This is a genomic window from Microcoleus sp. MOSTC5 (assembly GCF_036701825.1).
Taxonomy (GTDB): domain Bacteria; phylum Cyanobacteriota; class Cyanobacteriia; order Cyanobacteriales; family Microcoleaceae; genus Microcoleus; species Microcoleus asticus.
Genome location: NZ_JAUBRK010000001.1, coordinates 121,882 through 140,383 on the forward strand (window position 1 = coordinate 121,882; position 18,502 = coordinate 140,383).

Consider the following 18,502-nt stretch of genomic DNA (forward strand, 5'->3'; position numbering starts at 1 on the left):
TTTATTATTGTCAGGTGTTGTACGGTCTACTTCGTATTTTATCTCTGTTTTATTAAATACTGTTCTAGTTCCACAGTGCGCTGTTTAGTCATGCGATCCAAACATTCATTGAGGAAACCTCCATAACCCGTACCGCCACGATTTTTATAAACTTCAAATTCACAGGTTTTATCTCTTAACTTAATCCATCCTAATTGTGCTTCGGAAAGTAGCCATCGCTCTTCCCCGCTCAATTGGGAAATCAGTTGTTTGTAAACCTCGTTCAGTCGTTGATCCGAGGCTTCATACCTCAACCGAATACAAGTTCTGACTTGCGCATCTCCTTGCGGGCGATCGCAATTAATCTGTTGAGCAATGGGAAAGCTAGGAGATTGTGCAGAAACTGATGTTGTACCGAAAATTGCCAAAAGCGCGATCGACCAAAAGGGTGATAGATCTTTTCTCAACTCTATTGTCATTGCCCGTTAACTCACCTATTTTATGAATTATTTGTTATTTGTTGATATTAGCACTTCTCAAATGCCGCTCCAACTAAAGACAAAGCCACAATCGGCGCAGTCACCGCCCTGAGAATTCTACTCCCCAAAGAAACAGCTTCAAAACCAAATTCTATAGCCCTTTCCACCTCACCGTCTGTCCATCCACCCTCCGGCCCAACAGCAATCACAATTGCTAATTCCTCTTGTTCTTGCTCCCCCCTTAACAAGGGGGGCTGGGGGGGTTCTAAACTACCAATCAAACAAGCCCACAAATGCCGATTGTCCCCGCGAGCAACACAGATAAATCGTTTTTTTTGACCGCAATCTTTGACAGCAATATCAAACGAAACAGACTCTAAAATCGTCGGCACAAATTGACGTTCCGACTGTTCCGCCGCCTCCGCAGCAATCCTTCTCCACCGATCGACCTTCTGAGCACTTGGTTTGAGCAAAGTTCGATCGCTCGTCACCGGAACAATACTTGCCACACCCAACTCCGTCGCCTGTCTCACAACCTCATCAAAGCCGTTTCCCTTGGGCAAAGCCGCCATCAAAGTTACTTCAACTGGTAGCTCCCTGTTCACAGAAATCTCCTCTGCTATCGAGGCAAATAACCCGGTTTCCCGCACTTCTAGGACGGCACACCACCAATGTCCCCGGCCGTCCATCGCAATAAATCGATCGCCCTCACTCAAACGCAGCACTCGGTTTAAATAATGCTGCTGTTCTCTAGTTAAGTCGATTTTTCGATCGCAAATTTGAGTGGCACTAACTGCTAATCTTTGTAATTGAGCCATTGAATTTTGGATTGCTGTTTCCTTAATATATTTTTTTATTTAATCGCAGAGAAGGCAGAGAACGCAGAGGAAGAGAAAAAGAGAAGATATAGGCAAGCGGGGTTTCAACCGCTCAAAAATAATAAAGGCAGAGCATCTACAACCGGAATTATCTTACAAATTCAAGTTTTTTTCTGCAAATGCTCTGCCTTTATATTACTTTTGCCAGAAGTCTATTGAATACAATCGAAAATCACAAATTGAAAATCAGCTTATGCTTCCTCCTTAATCTTTTTTAAATAAGTAGAAATCGCTTCTGTAGCTAGCTGTGTAATCGGCTTGCCCTGACGGGCAGCTTCTTCCTTGAGCTCGTTGTAGATTTCATCGCGGACGCTAATTCGACGGCGGACTTTGCCACCGCTAGCAGCGGCAGTCTCGTTCCCGTCATCGTTACTAGACGTAACATCTAAATCATTAATCTCAGTTGTCATCGAGTCAGTAGATTGGTAGTTGGTTACAAATTGACGGATAGATTCTAACCCGACGCGATCGCAAAAATTGCCAAAACTCTCGCTCAGTTGCCGTTTTTGCTTGAAATAAACAAAAATCGGCTCCAGAAAAGCTTCAAAATCCTTTACGTGCAGCTTTTCCTCAATTGGTTTTGCCAGCCGCGTTTGCTCAGGAGAACCGCCCAGCCAAATCTGGTAGGATTCCGGCGAACTCCCGACAAACCCCAATTCTGCCATATAAGGGCGGGCGCATCCATTTGGGCAACCTGTCATCCGCACCACCAAATGCTCGTCTTCCAAGCCCACTTTGGTCAAAAGTGCGCGAATCCGCTCTAAAATACTCGGCATCACGCGCTCAGACTCGGTAATCGCCAGCCCGCAAGTCGGCATTGCCGGACACGCCATTGCATAGCGCTCTAAGGGGTCGATCGCAGTTTCTCGCTGAATGCCGCATCGATCGAGTATTCCCTGAATTTCCTGTTTGATATCCGGCGAAATATCGTAAATCAGCACGTTTTGGTGCGGCGTCGCCCGTACCGGCAAGTTGTACTTCTGCACAATTTCCCGCAAAGCCGTTTTTAGCTGAAATGAACCTTCATCCTTGATCCGGCCATTATCCACAGAAATGCCGACAAACAGCTTGCCGTCTCCTTGTTCGTTCCAGCCCAAGAAATCCAAATACTTCCACTCAGGCAGCGGTTTAAAGGCTTCTAGGGGCTTGCCAAAATATTCGGCTACTTTTTCGCGGAACCACTGTACACCTTTGTCGTTAATCAGGTACTTCAGCCGCGCGTGCCGTCTGTCTGTGCGATCGCCGTAATCTCTTTGGGTTGCTACAATTGCCTTGACCAAATCGTAAACATCATTCTTGGCAACATAGCAAATCTCGTCAGCAACCCGCGCAAAAGTCTCTTCTTTATTGTGAGTGCGGCCCAAACCGCCGCCGGCAAACACGTCAAAACCTTGCAACTCGCCAGCTTCATTGGTAATTACCACCAAGCTCAAATCTTGAGAGTACAAGTCAATTGAATTGTCTCCCGGCACGGTGACGGAACACTTGAACTTGCGCGGCATATAATGGCTGCCGTAAATCGGTTCTTCTTTGTCGTCGCTAAAGATTGTGCCGTTGCCGTTTTTCTGTCTCGCCGCCTTCACTGCGGGGTCTTCCTCGGCCGAAACAGCTTTTTCGCCGTCCAGCCAAATTTCGTAATAAGCACCGGTTTGCGGCGTCAGCAAATCGGCGACATTGTTGGCGTATTCCAGCGCATACTTGTATTCTGGGCTATTTTTGTACGGTGCTGGCGGTGCCATGACGTTGCGGTTCAAGTCGCCGCAAGCTCCCAAGGTTGACCCCATATTTTTAATAATTGAGGAAAACACTGCTTTAAGATTTTTTTTCAACACCCCGTGAAGTTGGAAACCTTGGCGCGTTGTAACGCGGATGGTGTGGTTGCCGTATTCTTCAGATAGCTTGTCTAAGGCTAGATATAATTGCGGTGGAGTGAACCCGCCGGGATTGCGGGTGCGGAGCATGAACTGATAATCTTTTTCTTGTCCTTTAACTCGATTGTCGCGGTTGTCTTGCTGGTACGAGCCGTGAAATTTGAGAATCTGAATCCCGTCTTCGGTGAAGTGGGTAGTTTCTTGTAACAGTTCAGTCGCAACGGGTTCTCGTAAATAGTTGCTGCGTTCTTTGAGACCTTCTGATTTAGAGGGTTTGCGCGCAACAGGGGTTGAAGTGGAAGATGTGATCATGGGAATGTATAGTGCCAGTTATAATTAGATACAGCCGATCGAATATTTCTTGACAATGTGACACTTGACAAATTTGCACTTGACAAATCTCCTCAGAAATGCTGTGTCGGATCTGTTGACAACTCGGTTAACAACTAAGTTAATAACGGTAATCCGCTAGGAATTCTGATGGTGCTTAATTGTAACACGATCGAGCGGGGGCTGAAAAATTGTAATTAAGAGTTTATACTTTCGCTCGCTTAAGTTTACGAAACTTTAGAAATAATTAACCTCAACCTTTGAAACTATGTCACTGTATGACGAAGACACCTTTGTAGTCTTAGAAACAAACCAGTCAGAGCAGTTTTTGAGTGCGGCGGAACTGTTAGAAAAGCTGAAAGCCGTGTTAGCCGAGGAACACGAAGATTTGCCGCAGGACGTGGATAAAATATCTGGCGTGGAAGCTCAAGCCAAGTATTTAATTGATACTTATTGTGAATTAGATGTCGGGCCTGGAAAATTTTTGCAGTGGTACGCTGTGCGCTTGGAAAAGTAATTTTGGGAATGCGGATTGGTAATACAGTTAGCCGTTAGCAGTTAACATTCAACAATTATTCAATCTAAAATCCAAAATCTAAAATCTAAAATTGGTTAATCTTCCAACTGTTGAACCGATGATACTTCAACTGCGGTAACATCGATCGTACCGGGCGGTGTCAAGCGACTAAAATGACCTTCCTCTATTTTCAGAGGTTCGCCGCAGTTGGCACACTGAAACTGAGTTTGATTTAAAGCTGGAAATTCGTATTGACAAACTGGACACTTGTCCTGAATTAAATTGCGTTTCAACCACCACTGAAGCGCGAAAAATGCGACCACAGGCGTCAGCAACAAAAAAGCTACTACAATCAACACTGATTTAACTACCCAACCCAAACCAATTGACACCAACAAACACGCGATGCCCAGCAGTATCAGCCAATTGCTAATACGGGGTAGCTTGAAAGATATTTTGGGGGTGCCTTGGTTCACGGTGGTCTCCTTGGGTGTCTTTGCAGGTAGGCATAACTCTATCCTACTCAGAAATTCAGGCGGTCGATCGAGTTAATTTTCCCATTGTACACCCAGAAACCGCTCTCTACGGCATAAGTTGATCTGAGTCAGAGGGTTAAAAAATTCTTAGTAAGGATTGACAAAGGGATTCAAAACTAAATATCGCGAGGGTTTGTTCTCTCAACCAGTGGCGATCGCACCTTTTATCTTCCCCTCGCAGCATTTCCACACAAGCAACCGCTACTGCTGCCGAATCTCGGTGGGGAACTCGCCATCCCAGTTTACCATCTTGCAGCGGATCTGCCGACCCGTCCGCGTCCCCCGCGAGTACGGGTACTCCGCAAGCCAGCGCTTCCAAATAAACTATACCGAAGCCTTCCTGGGAGGGCATTACATAAGCATCGGCCAACTGGTAATGTTCTGCTAGATTTTCTGTCGGTACAAAACCCGCAAATATTACTTTTTCGGCAACTCCCAAATCATCAGCGAGGTTGGCTAATCTAGATCGATCGTCTCCTCTGCCAATAACTAAGTATTTCACATTCGGAAAAGTTTTGGCTATTTGCGGCAAAGCTTGAATGGTGACATCGATGCCTTTGTAAATATCTGTCGATCGCAATCTGGCTACAGTCATCAATATTTTAGCACCAACCAAATTGTACTGCTCTAATAAATCCTGTGGCTTCGGCCCAGTCGTAAATATATTTTCATGTACAGTACAAGGCACTATTTGGAATTTTTTTGGATTTAAGTTGTTAATTTCGCAAGTGCGATCGCGCGTGTACCTGCTAATAGTCCAAATACTCTCAGCTTGTCTCATTGCTGTTTGATATTTGGGCCCAAGCGGTTCCCACACTTCCTTGCCGTAAGTTAAAATCGTGTAGGGAATTCCCAGCGGCTGGCATAAAGTTTGAATTAGCGGTGCGAGTTTGATGTGACCGCAAAAAACCCGTTGCGGTCGTTTTTGCAGCAAGCGAGTTAGTAATACTGTAGCAAACTTAAGACGGCCAAACCAGGGATTCTCGGTTTTGAGGTAATAAAATTTGAGATTTTTTGACTCGTAAGCATTGTTGCAGTCTGGGGAATCTCGCAGCAGCAAAACTTCAGCTTGCGGCGAGTTTGTCCTTGCAGTTATTGACACGTAAGCTTTGAAAATGTCTTTAACGTAGGATTGAATGCCGCCTTCGCTGGCAAATATTTCTAGGAAGCAGAATAGGTGATTTGTCGATCGCATCTCAGATTTACGCATTGACAGCGCAGACAATTATTGCTGTATAGTGACTTTGCAAAAAAGGGCGATCGCCCTTTTCCAGAGCTTTTAAACCATGTCAAGATGACTGTTGTTGCAGGTTTTACAGCCAAATATTGGACTTATCTACTCTCACCGTTGGTTTTGAGCGGCGATATGCTTTTTAACTAGCTGCATGGGTGAGCGCGAAGCTTCGCTTTAAGTTTACTATGATCTACCGTTATTGACTGTAAGCTTAATGATTTTTTACAATATCCTACCCCAAGCAAAATTTAAGATTTATTGAGTTGGTGCGGCGCGTGCGACCAGACTGCGGATTAGCAGACCGATGCCGATCGAGGCGATCGCATTTTTAGTTTTTGGTGAAAGTATGGTCTATCTAAAGATAGATATAGAGCCAGTATGTAACTGTTATCATCAGCAACATAGAGAGTTAAATTAAATATGACTCAGCCAGGTTTTAAAAACAATTTCTGAAAGATTTTGTCTAAAATATTCTCCTAAAATTTTTTCACGCCTTGCTAAAAAATCAATGCTCAGAAAGCATTAGAATAATTAAGATGGTTGATTATTTTTGAATCGAGGAGAGAGATTAGTATTCATATCTTTTCGTTTACAAAAGTAGTCTAGCGAGCCGAGCGAGAAAGTTTTACGAGCTGAAAATAAACACGATCTCGTACAACCGCGTACAAAGAAAAGCCGCTCACCTAAAACATTAGGTATTCGAGCTTAAACCTAACAAAAGCTAATGTTAGGTTGGCAACGTCATATTTACGAGCGACTCTCTCCAAACGAGAATTCATTGGAGTTTGAGGTGAAACGAGTAACGATCGCACTCAGTCTTTTTAGTCTACTCAGCAGCACTCTGGCAAGTTGCACCGCAGCTTCCCAGAACGCTCAAAACAGTATACAACCAAGCAGCTCCGAACTTTCATCAGTTGCTGTAGCAGTCCGCGACCTCGGCAATCCATTCTTCGTACAAGTTGGCAAGGGCGCTGAGGCCGAAGCCAAGAAAATCGGCGGTGCAAACGTGAGGACAACTCTCGTTTCCAGCGGCGACGATTTAAATCAGCAATTTAATCAAATCGAAAACTTTATTGCCTCTAAGGTCAGCATGATTGTACTCAATGCTGCGGACACAAAAGGCATTGCACCCGCTGTCGAAAAAGCCAAGCAAGCCGGAATTCCGATAATTGCAGTTGATACCGGCGCCGAGGGAGGCGTGGATGCCACAGTTACTTCAAATAACGTGCAAGCTGGCGAAGTAAGCTGTCAATATATAGCCGATCGCTTGCAAGGAAAAGGCAGTGTTGTGATTATCAACGGGCCTCCCGTCGCTTCAGTAGTCGAGCGAGTTCAGGGTTGCCAGAGTGTCTTCTCCAAATATCCAGAACTCAAGGTTCTTTCCAAAGATCAGAACGCTGAAGGCAGCCGCGATGGCGGGTTGAGAGTCATGAGCGATTTGCTGACTTCTTTCCCAAAAATTGATGCTGTTTTTGCAATTAATGACCCCTGTGCCATTGGTGCAGAATTAGCAGCCAAACAGGCACAACGGAGCGAGTTCTTTATTGTTGGAGTCGATGGTGCACCTGAAGCTTTAGATGCGCTCAAGCAGAACAACAGTTTATTTGTGGCTACAGCAGCTCAAGATCCATTTCGCATGGCAGCCAAGGCCGTTGAAGTCGGGAACGACATTCTCAAAGGAAACAAGCCAGCCAATCCAAACATTCTGATTCCAGTCGCGCTGATTACTCGCGAAAACGTCAATCAACATAAAGGCTGGACAAGTGAATAAACCAGGAATCGCTGGCAAACGAGTTGTTTGGGAAATTACTTATTTTTAGTAGTCATTCGGCTATTGCTAGGGGTAAGGTGCCCAATGAGCACTATACAGAGAGATCTGCCATTAATTCCACAAATTGATGGAGCAAACCTCGACTTGTAATTCGCATAAAATTACGGTATTTGCGATGGTAAATAGCACTCAAGATTCAATTAAAACTAAGCCCGTCCTCGAAATGCAAGGTATTAAAAAAACCTTTCACGGTTTTACAGCCTTGCACGATGTAAATATAACCGTTTACCCGGGTGAAGTCCACGCCCTCATGGGGGAAAACGGTGCGGGCAAAAGTACGCTGATGAAAATTCTGGCGGGAGCCTACATAGCCGATGCAGGCGAAATCAGAATTGACGGTCAAGCTGTTAAGATGACAGACCCCGCTCAAGCCCGAGATTTAGGGATAGCGATTATTTATCAAGAACTCAATCTCGCCCCCAATCTGACAGTTGCTGAAAACATTTTTATGGGCAGCGAGCTGAAAAAAGGAGGTACATTTTTAGATCAAGATGAAATGCGGCGCAAGGCATCTGAGGTCTTGAAAAACCTCGATGCAAATTTTGAGGCTGGAGACCTGGTTTCGACACTTTCAATTGCCGAACAGCAGCAAGTGGAAATAGCTCGGGCGCTCAAACACAATAGCCGAATTTTAGTGATGGACGAGCCGACGGCAGCGCTTTCAGACCGCGAAACAGATAAGCTTTTTGAAGTGGTTCGCCGCTTGCGGAATGAGGGCATTGCTATTATTTATATCAGCCACAGAATGGCAGAAATTTATGCCCTTGCCGATCGCGTGAGCGTCATCCGTGATGGCGGGTATATTGGCTCTCTTGAAAAGCACGAAATTTCGGCCGAACGCCTGGTGGAAATGATGGTGGGTCGTTCTTTACAGGATTTGTACGAAAACAAGCATGAAATAACACCGGGTGCAGTAGTTCTTGAGGTAACAAATTTAAGCGACGGCAACAAAGTAAAGCCTGCCAGTTTTAAACTTCATGCGGGCGAAATTTTGGGTTTAGCGGGTTTAGTTGGCGCCGGCAGAACAGAACTTGCCCGCCTAATTTTTGGTGCAGATCGGAAGGTAAGCGGTGAAATCAAACTGGAAGGTCGTCATCTCAATGTCTCGACACCCGATGAAGGAATGGCCGCCGGAATTGCTTACGTGCCAGAAGATCGCAAGGCTCTCGGACTATTTTTAGAGGCTAGTTCGGGTGAGAATATCACCATGAATGTCCTCGCTCGAGAAGCAAAAGCTGGCATTATTAACGAAAATTTTCTCTTGAGAATTGTCAATGATGCTATTAATAATTTGCAGATTCGCCTTGCAAGTCCGAGCATCAGGGCTATGGATCTTTCTGGGGGAAATCAGCAGAAGTTGCTGCTAGCGCGTTGGTTGGCTATCAACCCAAAGGTACTTTTACTAGATGAACCGACGCGGGGTGTGGACATTGGCGCCAAAAGCGAAATTTATCGAATTATTAGCGATTTGGCAGCCAAGGGCGTAGGTATTTTAATGATTTCCAGCGAACTGCCGGAAATTGTGGGAATGAGCGATCGCGTCTTAGTGATGCGAGCAGGAAGCCTCGTCGGTGAGGTAGGCGGCTCGACAGGGGAAGCAATTACGCAAGAGAACATTATGGCTTATGCCACCGGGGCAACAGAGGTAAAAAAATCATGAGTCAAACAGAAGTAAAAAGCACCAGAAATCAATCAAGCGATCGGCAGAAAACAAGTAAAGCTCAAGCTTGGAGAAATTTTATCCAAGTTGCCGGTATCCTGCCGATTTTGGTGGCCATATGTGTAATTTTTTCCCTGGTAACGCCCAACTTTCTTTCCTTAGGAAATTTGATCAATGTCATTCGGCAAGCATCTATCAATATTGTCCTAGCTACCGGCATGACTTTTGTGATTTTGACGGGCGGGATTGACCTTTCTGTTGGGTCAATTTTGGGCGTGACGGCAGTTGTCGGCGTGCTGGTTTCCTTAGTTCCAGGTCTGGGTTGGTTTGCCGTACCGGCTGCGTTAATAGCCGGAGTATTTTTGGGATTAATTAACGGCTCGCTAATTGCCTATTTAGGTTTGCCTCCGTTCATCGTCACCCTCGGTTCTTACACAGCTTTGCGGGGAGTTGCTTATTTAGTAGCTAACGGCACTACCGTTATTAATAGAAATCTGAATTTTGCTTGGGTAGGTAACAATTATGTCGGCCCTATTCCCTGGTTGGTTATCATCGCTTTTCTCGCAGTTTTAGCGAGTTGGTTTGTTTTGCGGCGGACTGTTCTCGGAAGGCATATTTACGCCGTGGGAGGCAACATTCGGGCAGCACGATTGACAGGTATTAAAGTGAGTCGCGTGCTGTTATTTGTCTATGGCGTGAGTGGGTTGCTTTCTGGTTTAGGTGGAATTATGAGCGCGTCGCGCCTTTACAGTGCGACGGGGATGTTAGGGCAAGGCTACGAATTAGATGCGATCGCTGCTGTAATTTTGGGAGGAACCAGTTTTACAGGTGGAATTGGCACTATTTGGGGTACTTTGCTGGGGGCTTTAATTATTGCCCTGCTCAACAATGGACTAACTCTCATGAACGTGTCTTTCTTCTGGCAGTTAGTTGTGAAAGGTCTGGTGATAATTATCGCAGTGACGATTGACAAACTTCGCACCGGTTCAAGCGCAGCGTAATATTGCTAATTCGGTCGATCGGTTCCTTATGCGGAGCTTTGTCCTATGCACATCCAGCATTTTCCTCACCTGATTACTGCTTTTATCCTGGGAGCACCGGGTGTATTCCTACTAACATCATTCCCAAGTTTTGCTGCACCAATTGATAGATTAGTTGCTCCTGAACCGTTAAATACCTTGGCAGAAAAACCCTTCGCGCAGGTGAATTCTGTCTCTCAACTCTCGGATGTAAAACCCACTGACTGGGCGTTTCAGGCGCTGCAATCTCTAGTAGAACGCTACGGCTGCATTGTCGGTTATCCCGACGGAACTTACAGAGGAAACCGGGCGCTGACGCGGTACGAATTTGCCGCAGGATTGAATAGCTGTCTCGATCGAGTCAGCGAACTAATTGCCACAGGAACAACCAACCAGATTACTGGGGAAGATTTAGCGATCGTCCAAAAGCTGCAAGCAGAATTTGCCACTGAATTATCGGTGTTGCGGGGTCGAGTCGATACTCTCGATGCACGCACAGCCGAACTAGAAGCGAATCAGTTCTCGACTACGACGAAGCTGAATGCGGAAATTATCGTGGTGGTAACAGATACCTCGGGTAACAGTGTTGGGGATTCGCGCGATCGCACCAACACTATTATTGCCAACCGGGGCCGATTAAATTTGGAAACCAGTTTCACCGGTCGCGATATGCTGAGAACCCGTTTGGAATTCGGCAACTTGGGCAGGATTGCCGACAACACGGGTACAAATATGACGGCATTGAACTTTGATGGCAATGTCGATAACACAATCACCGTCCCTCACATATTGTATGTCACCCCGCTGACCTCTAATCTCTCGCTGACCGTGGGCCCCACAGGTGTTGGGTATTCCGATATTACCGATTTGCTGACTCCTCCCACTATCGCTAGCGATAGTGAGGGAATTCCCTCGAAGTTCGGACAATACAGCCCCCTCTACCGCCGGGGAGGTGGCGGTGCTGCTGTCAACTGGACGATCGTCAAAAACCTCACCCTGACTGTGGGCTATGTAGCTGGAAATCCCAATCTCTCCCAGCAAAGTAACGGTTTATTCAACGGTTCCTACAATGCTCTGGTTCAGCTTGCCTACCGGGGCGATCGCGGAGCAATTGGGGTAGCCTATTCTCGTACCTTTGCACCAAGCGGTAAAGCCGACCTCACAGGCGGTACGGGCAGTTTTCTGGCTGCGCGACCGTTTGGGGACAATATTGCTACATCCAGCGATTCTGTAGCCGTACAAGGATTCTACCGCCTTGCTCCCCGCTTCCAAGTTCACGGTTGGGGCGTTTATACTCGCGCCAATGCAGAAAATTCCGGTGTTAGCAGCGTTTCGGATGGTAGAGGTGGCGTGGTTTTGCTAAATGTGGACGGTGACGATCGCGCCGATATTGTGTATGCAGCGATCGGGATAAGTTTCCCAGATGTAGGAGGTGAAGGCAACCTACCCGGGATTTTGGTGGGTTTGCCAGGTCGCGTGACGAGCAGTAATGTGCGCCGCGAGCGAGATACTTCCTATCACATTGAAGCGTTCTATCGCTTTCAGGTCAACGACAACATTTCCATCACCCCTGGTGTTTGGGCCGTTGTTAATCCTGAGAATGACAGCCGCAACGATACTCAATGGGTTTGGTTGCTCCGCACGGGCTTTAACTTTTAACCGGAAAGATCTTTTACTAACCTAGTCCTGGACGCAAAAACCCAGTTTCTTGACGTAATTGCCTCATTTGAGACGATTATCACAAGAAACCGGGTTTTTTAGACTGATAGTGCATCCAGGGCTTCAATTCCATGCCACACAACAAAAAACCCCTACCATCGCTGGCTGGGGTAGAAAATTATCAGGGTGCATCTACTAATGTGCTTACTATAGCATCTATTGTGGGGTGTCACCCCTGATTGGTGACACCCTGGAAGAATTTTTAATTAGAATAAATTATAATTGAGGTTATAAAAGATTGAGAAAACTTGTAGTTCCGAGCGGATTGTCCCCCTTAACCTAAGATAGGACAGACGCAGGAATCCTCAGAAACCTTGTTAATTCATAGATTTATGCTTGCCAAAGCCAAGATTTTCCAATAAACCGGGTTTATGAGCGCAAGTCCGATAAAATTTAAAATTTAGAATAAATCTGTGCTAGACCTCAAATTAATCCGAGAAAACCCGCAAGCCGTGCAAGAAAGCCTCAACCTGCGCGGAGGTAACTATGAAATCGAGCCGATTTTGCAATTAGACAAACAGCAGCGGGAGTTGGAAGGCAAGCGATCGCAACTGCAAGCCCGCAGCAACGAAATTGCCAAACTCATCGGTCAAAAAAGAAAATCGGGTTTACCCCTCGAATCTCCCGAAATTCAAACTTTGCAAGCAGAAGGCAACGCAGTCGGCACGCAGTCGAACGAACTGCAAGCACAGGAAAAAGACCTAAAAGCTCAAATAGAAGCTCTATTGCTACCGCTGCCAAACTTGCCGAGCCCGTCAACGCCGATCGGCAAAAATGAAGAGGAAAACATCGAAATCCGGCGCTGGGGAGACGAATACATTCCCCAAAATTCCGGTATTTTACCGCACTGGGAAATCGGCGAAAAATTAGGAATTATCAACTTTGAACGGGCAGTAAAAATCGCTCAGCCCCGCTTTGTCACCTTAATTGGAGCTGGTGCAGCCTTGGAAAGAGCGATAATTCAATTTATGCTCGACCGCCACACAAAAGCAGGTTATGTAGAAGTTATTCCCCCATTTTTAGTTAACACTGAATCCCTGACTGCTACGGGTCAATTACCCAAATTTGCTGAAGAAAGTTTCAAGTGCGACCAAGATGATTTGTGGTTAATTCCTACTTCCGAAGTTCCGGTTGTCAATTTGTACAGAGGTGAAATTTTGACAGCAGAACAGTTGCCAATTTATCACTGTTCTTACACTCCTTGCTTTCGCCGCGAAGCTGGCAGTTACGGCAAAGATACGCGGGGATTAATTCGATTGCACCAATTTAATAAAGTTGAATTGGTGAAACTCGTGCATCCGAGTACCTCCGAGGCAGAGCACGAAAAGTTAGTGCAGGATGCTGAGGGAGTTTTGCAGGCGCTGAAATTGCCTTACCGGGCGATCGAACTGTGTACGGGCGACTTAGGTTTCGCGGCGACAAAAACCTACGATTTAGAGGTGTGGCTGCCATCTGCGGGCAAATACCGCGAGATTTCCAGTTGTTCAAACGTCGCAGATTTTCAGGCGCGGCGGGCAAATATTCGCTTTAAAGAAGCGGGGAAAAAAGGCACTCAATTCGTTCACGCCCTCAACGGTTCCGGTTTAGCTGTGGGCCGCACAATGGCGGCAATTTTGGAGAATTACCAGCAGCCAGACGGAACTGTAAAAGTGCCGGAAGTGCTGCAACAATACTTGGGACGGGAAGTTTTATAAGTCACTAGGCCATTGAAATCGCCGAGTAATATTAATTCCGGTTGCATCGGAATTAATATTACCCGGAATCAGGACACGACAGTGCCGTGTCCCTACAATTTATCACCGTAAGGATACGGCACTGCCGTATCCTCTATATCATTCCGGCGCAGCCGGAATTGATACTATATTACAAATTTCTTAGAGCTTCCTTGATGTCCAGGGCCAAAAATCTATCCAATGCTAGATACATCCAGTAAACAGATAACTGACTGTCACTGCTAGTCTTGTGAAATCCCAAAGCCAGAGCCTGTTTTTCGTACATGGGGTGAATCATCAGCGTGTACAAGTCGCAAAGATTGGGAAAATCTGTTTGCATTTCGACTAAAAATTTTTGTGTGTCTTCGAGGAAAGCAATTCGGTATTCTGACAAATACTGCGGATCGATCATCCAACTGCGGACAAATACAGACTGGCAATTTGGATCTCCTGGTAGCGCCATATTGAAAGGATCGATATCGGAAATTGAACTTAAATGAAGGCTTTTGCTAGGAGCGTTAAAAAAATTTACTTCTGATTCGGTAGCGGTGGGATAAAGTAAGTAAAACCCGACTGGATTGAGATTATCTGAGCGGCGCAAAACTCGCATTCCCTTTGAGTATTGACTGGCCAAAAGCCGGAGGATTTTAGCAATTTTGTGGGGAACGGCGTTTGTGTTGCGGTTCATCCAGTTGTAATTGGTGGCTAATAAATTTGCAACGGGAATCGCGTCGCACCGGGGGTTAAAATTATCTAATTCGAGTTGTACGGGATTTTGAGGTTCGGAAATATTTAAAATTTCTGGAACGGGTTGAATTTCTATTTCTGTAGTGTTACCGTCAAAGTGTTTTTTAATTAATCCCAGGGCTGCTAATTTATCTAACATCATTCCCGCCGCCCGATCGCTCCCCCGATCGGAATCGCAGTAGAATAGTTCTGCGGCTTCCCGGTGAGTGCACTGCACTTCTGTTGCGGGCAATTCCAGTTTCGCCAGCGGCGGTTTGAGGCGGGGCTGATTTTCCTGAAGCTGTTTAACCAATAAGTAAATCCACAGCCTGATAAAGCATTCAGCCCTAGTGCGAGTTACGCCGACTCGTTTCATCAACAGCGAGACAGCCGTGCGTCGTTGAGATTGAGAATACCAAACATTTATTTCTTCCAAATCCATTGTAGTTGCCAAGCAGTGAAGGAACTCTACTTACATATTGGCTCACTTTCCGAAAAAACTTCACCATGCTTCAGGTGACTTGTGCTTGCTGTTGCTTGATTTCTGTGATTTCGAGAAGCTTGACAAAATAGCTAGTTTCTCGTTGCAACTTCACTGCTTCCCAAGCCACAATCAATTTTAGATATTTCTGGCTTGATTTAACAAAACAACGAACCCGAGTAAATTAGCAACTTTAGAGGTTTACCCCATGTACAGTGCTTATATCAATCGGATTGGCAAATTTTTACCCGGCTCGCCAATTAATAATGATGAGATGGAAGAGTATCTCGGCAAAATTGCCTCGCGCCCTTCGAGAGCCAGGCAGCGAATTCTCAACAGCAACGGCATTCAACAGCGCTACTACGCGATCGACAAACAGCAGCAAACACTATATTCTAACAGCCAAATGGCAGCGTTTGCCGTCCGTGACGCGCTCGCCCAGGGAAATTTGGAGCCAGGGGCGATCGACTTATTGGCCTGCGCTACCACTTTACCCGATTTATTAGTACCGGGATTTGCCAGCACAGTACACGGGGAACTTTCCGAATTATCTCCCCTAGAAATAGTGTCAACTCAAGGAGTTTGCTGTGCCGGAGTTAGTGCTTTAAATTACGCCGCATCCCAAATCGAACTCTGCAAAAAACAAACAGCAATTGCCGTCGCTTCCGAATTTCCCTCGCGCCTGTTCAAAAACACCAAATTTGAAGCAGAAACTTCCGTGCAAGCGGGAAAAACCCTGCCTTTCGATACAGAATTTTTGCGCTGGATGCTATCAGACGGTGCCGGAGCATTGTTGCTGCAAAACCATCCCAACTCCACGGGAATTAGTTTAAAGATAGAATGGATTGAACTCGTTTCTCATGCCAACGCCTATCCTGTTTGTATGTATTCAGGATTAGCCAACGAAACATCAACCAAAAGCTGGCTGGATTATTCCTCCTACCTCGATGCAGCCACAGCGGGAGCTTTTGACTTGCGGCAAAATATTCGCTTGCTGGACAATGTAATGAAATTAGGCGTTGAAGGTTGGCTGCGGTTGATTAAATCAGGGAGAGTTTGTCCGCAAGAAATCGACTGGTTGCTGTGCCACTACTCGTCTCACTTTTTCCGGGGACAAATTGTAGAACTTCTGGAACAAGCAGGCTGCATGATTCCCGAAGAAAAATGGTTTACTAATTTGTACGCGCGGGGAAATACAGGGTGCGCTGCGATTTATTTAATGTTAGAGGAATTGTTCAATTCTGGTAAGTTGCAGCCCGGGCAAAAAATCTTTTGCTTTGTGCCTGAAAGCGGGCGATTTACAACCGCCTACATGATGTTAACTGCTGTGACAAATACCAATCAACCTATAATTTCTCAAATTTCTAACTTTCTTGAGGTTCCCGAAGCTTCGCCTCTCGAAAGCGTTAAACCCGAACAGCCAAACTCTCCGCAAGCTTATTTGTTGCGGGAGTTAGCATGGATTTGGCTGAAGTTCGATCGCGAAATTCGTTCTGTTCCCATTGTCCGCAAATTGTACCGGGGAGAGTTTACAATAGAAGACTATCAAGCTTTACTTTGCAATCTGCGCCCGCAAGTTGTCGAGGGAGCTCGCTGGATTGCTCGCGCTGCTTCTAACATGAGTGATTTTCGCCTGCGATCGACTTTTATCGGTCACGCCCAAGACGAACACCGCGACTATCAAATGCTAGAACAAAATTATGTTGCTGTGGGCGGTGAATTGTCAAAAATTGTGGAATATGATAAGAATATTGGCAGCGAAGCACTGTCAGCTTTTATCTTCCACCAAGCATCGCGGGAAAATCCGGTTGATTTAATTGGCAGTATGTTTATCATCGAAGGATTGGGCAATCAGTTGGCAGGAAAATGGGCAAAACAAATTCAAGAAACTCTCGGTTTGCAAGATGAACAAGTATCGTTTTTAGCTTATCACGGAGCTAACGACGAGTCGCACCTCGGCAAACTGGAAAATTTGATTAATGCCGAATGGATGACAGATGATATAGCCCGCCGCATTGTCAAAACCGCTCGCGTCACTGCTCGTTTATATTTGCTGCAATTGGAGGAAATTTGCTAATGCAAAAGCTGCAAAAACAAGATACCGAAAATCTCCCAGATGAGCGAAAAATCCCTTACGCTACCAAACCCTACAACCGCCGAGATCCGAATGTTTGGGACGTGCTGTTTTGCGATCGGTCGATTCCCGTCGATTTAGTGGCAAAAGCATACATGATGCGGGATTTGCAAAGCTGGACTCGCAATTATTTGCTCATCCCAATCAAAGTAATTGCTAACGTATTGCTGGCGGTAATTATGACAACAAAGCGCTTATTGCCCTTTCAATTTCGCGCTTACAGTTTAATGCACAAATCGGCTGCATTTTTCCTGAATAACTTTGTCTCGCCAGAAGCTTGTTATTTAATTGTCCGGCACATCTGCGCCGGCTCCAACATTATCAACTTCTTGATTGATAACGGCCCCGACACCCAGATTGAAAAGTCAAAGCTTGATCCGCGCACAGTTAGCGATTTAGCTGACAATGCGTTTCTCGAACACGACTTAATTCTCTATAACTTTGTCTGGGATTACAACCAGGCAATGCTGACAAATCCTAACTGGTTGCAGGCAGTCAAAAAACGGGGAATTAATTATGATAGCATTCAACCAGTAGAAGTTTCAATAGATTTTGAAAAACGCAGATGGCTCAAAATTCTGGATTTAGAATCGGCGATCGAGCTGTTTAAAGTTTTTTATTCTCTGTGTTTGACTAGCGACGAATTTGCGCGAGCAGTGATGTCGCTTCAGTTAGATGAAAACTTCGGAGTTTACGTCAGCGAGATTACTGGAAATTGCGACTGGAATCATGTAATTGTCAACCGCCACCCGCTAGCGCCAAACAGTCCGTTTAATGCGGCACGCGACTTGTTTTTGCACGGGATAATTTCGGAATATCTCTATCGGTATTTGGAACTGCAAAAAGAGATGAACTAAACTCCGATTAAATAACCCTAAATACCGTAGGGTGGGTTTTACCAAAAATATTGAATAACCGCAAACAATCTACCTAAACCCGCCCCATACAACTAATAATCTACATCAACCCTTTCTTTGATATAATAAAAAAATGTAGATTCCAATTGACCTTTGAGCGGGGCGGGTTTACGAGATTGTTTTTTTAGGCATAGATGGCTGGTAAAACCCGCCCTTACGCAATCAGAAATTATAGTAGATTTTTCAGGTAAAGTTAATAGGAGAACTCAAGCTGCTGCTAGCTGTAAGTATTCCGCTGATTTCGGCAAATTCTGATTCACAACAATCCATTTACCTGTAATCGGGTCGCGGTAAGTAATAAACGGATTGGATTTTAAGGGTTCACTGCAAGGTTTAGCCGCCATTTGTACACACTCCCAAAAACTGGTATTGAATAACTACTACAACACCCTACCTTTAATCATCGGATGTTTTGCCTAAAATTCGCGTGATTTATACCTGAACAATAGGTGATATTTTATGTATGGTTTGGTGACAGC

At 45.5% G+C, this 18,502-nt stretch carries 15 protein-coding genes; 8 read left to right on the forward strand and 7 right to left on the reverse strand.

Going from position 1 to position 18,502, the window contains the following annotated elements:
* Window positions 1-38: 38 nt before the first annotated feature.
* The 3 genes from QUA54_RS00585 to sir all read right to left on the reverse strand — a co-directional run bounded on the left by QUA54_RS00585 (window position 39) and on the right by sir (window position 3,519).
* The gene (locus QUA54_RS00585) at window positions 39-458 is read right to left on the reverse strand and encodes a lysozyme inhibitor LprI family protein (protein ID WP_333412447.1); all 420 of its coding nucleotides are present in this window, start codon (window positions 456-458) and stop codon (window positions 39-41) included.
* Between the two features lie 47 nt (window positions 459-505).
* Window positions 506-1,276: a 16S rRNA (uracil(1498)-N(3))-methyltransferase gene (locus tag QUA54_RS00590; RefSeq protein WP_333412449.1), complete on the reverse strand. Its 771-nt coding sequence runs from the start codon at window positions 1,274-1,276 to the stop codon at window positions 506-508.
* A 251-nt stretch (window positions 1,277-1,527) separates the two neighbouring features.
* Window positions 1,528-3,519: a sulfite reductase, ferredoxin dependent gene (gene sir / locus QUA54_RS00595; RefSeq protein ID WP_333412451.1), complete on the reverse strand. Its 1,992-nt coding sequence runs from the start codon at window positions 3,517-3,519 to the stop codon at window positions 1,528-1,530.
* Between the two features lie 286 nt (window positions 3,520-3,805).
* Between sir and QUA54_RS00600 the strand changes: the two genes are divergently transcribed.
* A complete protein-coding gene (locus QUA54_RS00600; protein ID WP_333412453.1) occupies window positions 3,806-4,054 on the forward strand; it encodes a chlororespiratory reduction protein 7 in 249 nt (82 codons plus the stop codon).
* 95 nt (window positions 4,055-4,149) lie between these two features.
* Here the strand turns inward: QUA54_RS00600 and QUA54_RS00605 are convergent, their stop codons facing one another.
* Both QUA54_RS00605 and QUA54_RS00610 read right to left on the reverse strand, forming a co-directional pair.
* Window positions 4,150-4,530 carry a hypothetical protein gene (locus QUA54_RS00605; protein ID WP_333412454.1) on the reverse strand — a complete coding sequence of 127 codons (381 nt, stop codon included), beginning with the start codon at window positions 4,528-4,530 and terminating at the stop codon, window positions 4,150-4,152.
* A gap of 136 nt (window positions 4,531-4,666) precedes the next feature.
* Window positions 4,667-5,800, reverse strand: coding sequence for a glycosyltransferase family 4 protein (locus tag QUA54_RS00610; protein ID WP_333412456.1), 1,134 nt, complete (start codon window positions 5,798-5,800; stop codon window positions 4,667-4,669).
* A 748-nt stretch (window positions 5,801-6,548) separates the two neighbouring features.
* On the opposite strand from QUA54_RS00610, the gene QUA54_RS00615 reads away from it, so the two are divergent.
* From QUA54_RS00615 to serS, 5 genes are all read left to right on the forward strand, one after another.
* The gene (locus QUA54_RS00615) at window positions 6,549-7,595 is read left to right on the forward strand and encodes an ABC transporter substrate-binding protein (protein WP_333412458.1); all 1,047 of its coding nucleotides are present in this window, start codon (window positions 6,549-6,551) and stop codon (window positions 7,593-7,595) included.
* A gap of 175 nt (window positions 7,596-7,770) precedes the next feature.
* Complete coding sequence (locus QUA54_RS00620; protein ID WP_333412460.1) at window positions 7,771-9,315, forward strand: sugar ABC transporter ATP-binding protein; 1,545 nt, start codon at window positions 7,771-7,773, stop codon at window positions 9,313-9,315.
* Window positions 9,312-10,316 carry an ABC transporter permease subunit gene (locus tag QUA54_RS00625; RefSeq protein WP_333186216.1) on the forward strand — a complete coding sequence of 335 codons (1,005 nt, stop codon included), beginning with the start codon at window positions 9,312-9,314 and terminating at the stop codon, window positions 10,314-10,316. The genes QUA54_RS00620 and QUA54_RS00625 overlap by 4 nt, the downstream gene beginning before the upstream one ends.
* 45 nt (window positions 10,317-10,361) lie before the next feature.
* A complete protein-coding gene (locus QUA54_RS00630) occupies window positions 10,362-11,993 on the forward strand; it encodes an iron uptake porin (RefSeq protein WP_333412462.1) in 1,632 nt (543 codons plus the stop codon).
* Window positions 11,994-12,466: 473 nt separating this feature from the next.
* Window positions 12,467-13,747, forward strand: a complete 1,281-nt coding sequence (serS, locus tag QUA54_RS00635; RefSeq protein WP_333412464.1) for a serine--tRNA ligase — start codon at window positions 12,467-12,469, stop codon at window positions 13,745-13,747.
* Between the two features lie 169 nt (window positions 13,748-13,916).
* Here the strand turns inward: serS and QUA54_RS00640 are convergent, their stop codons facing one another.
* A complete protein-coding gene (locus QUA54_RS00640) occupies window positions 13,917-14,933 on the reverse strand; it encodes a hypothetical protein (protein ID WP_333412465.1) in 1,017 nt (338 codons plus the stop codon).
* 247 nt (window positions 14,934-15,180) lie between these two features.
* On the opposite strand from QUA54_RS00640, the gene QUA54_RS00645 reads away from it, so the two are divergent.
* Window positions 15,181-17,049, forward strand: a complete 1,869-nt coding sequence (locus QUA54_RS00645; protein ID WP_333412467.1) for a 3-oxoacyl-[acyl-carrier-protein] synthase III C-terminal domain-containing protein — start codon at window positions 15,181-15,183, stop codon at window positions 17,047-17,049.
* The gene (locus tag QUA54_RS00650; protein ID WP_333412469.1) at window positions 17,049-17,963 is read left to right on the forward strand and encodes a DUF6999 family protein; all 915 of its coding nucleotides are present in this window, start codon (window positions 17,049-17,051) and stop codon (window positions 17,961-17,963) included. The genes QUA54_RS00645 and QUA54_RS00650 overlap by 1 nt, the downstream gene beginning before the upstream one ends.
* Before the next feature lie 266 nt (window positions 17,964-18,229).
* On the opposite strand, the gene QUA54_RS00655 is transcribed toward QUA54_RS00650, so the two are convergent.
* A complete protein-coding gene (locus tag QUA54_RS00655) occupies window positions 18,230-18,367 on the reverse strand; it encodes a hypothetical protein (RefSeq protein ID WP_333186200.1) in 138 nt (45 codons plus the stop codon).
* Window positions 18,368-18,502: the final 135 nt, after the last annotated feature.

Bases quoted from the DNA above. Each gene is read 5' to 3' on its own strand.
- QUA54_RS00650 (WP_333412469.1), top strand. From the start codon at position 17,049: ATGCAAAAGCTGCAAAAACAAGATACCGAAAATCTCCCAGATGAGCGA.
- QUA54_RS00610 (WP_333412456.1), bottom strand. From the start codon at position 5,800: ATGCGTAAATCTGAGATGCGATCGACAAATCACCTATTCTGCTTCCTA.
- QUA54_RS00585 (WP_333412447.1), bottom strand. From the start codon at position 458: ATGACAATAGAGTTGAGAAAAGATCTATCACCCTTTTGGTCGATCGCG.
- QUA54_RS00630 (WP_333412462.1), top strand. From the start codon at position 10,362: ATGCACATCCAGCATTTTCCTCACCTGATTACTGCTTTTATCCTGGGA.
- QUA54_RS00640 (WP_333412465.1), bottom strand. From the start codon at position 14,933: ATGGATTTGGAAGAAATAAATGTTTGGTATTCTCAATCTCAACGACGC.
- QUA54_RS00645 (WP_333412467.1), top strand. From the start codon at position 15,181: ATGTACAGTGCTTATATCAATCGGATTGGCAAATTTTTACCCGGCTCG.
- QUA54_RS00625 (WP_333186216.1), top strand. From the start codon at position 9,312: ATGAGTCAAACAGAAGTAAAAAGCACCAGAAATCAATCAAGCGATCGG.
- QUA54_RS00620 (WP_333412460.1), top strand. From the start codon at position 7,771: ATGGTAAATAGCACTCAAGATTCAATTAAAACTAAGCCCGTCCTCGAA.
- QUA54_RS00590 (WP_333412449.1), bottom strand. From the start codon at position 1,276: ATGGCTCAATTACAAAGATTAGCAGTTAGTGCCACTCAAATTTGCGAT.
- QUA54_RS00600 (WP_333412453.1), top strand. From the start codon at position 3,806: ATGTCACTGTATGACGAAGACACCTTTGTAGTCTTAGAAACAAACCAG.
- sir (WP_333412451.1), bottom strand. From the start codon at position 3,519: ATGATCACATCTTCCACTTCAACCCCTGTTGCGCGCAAACCCTCTAAA.
- QUA54_RS00615 (WP_333412458.1), top strand. From the start codon at position 6,549: ATGTTAGGTTGGCAACGTCATATTTACGAGCGACTCTCTCCAAACGAG.
- QUA54_RS00655 (WP_333186200.1), bottom strand. From the start codon at position 18,367: ATGGCGGCTAAACCTTGCAGTGAACCCTTAAAATCCAATCCGTTTATT.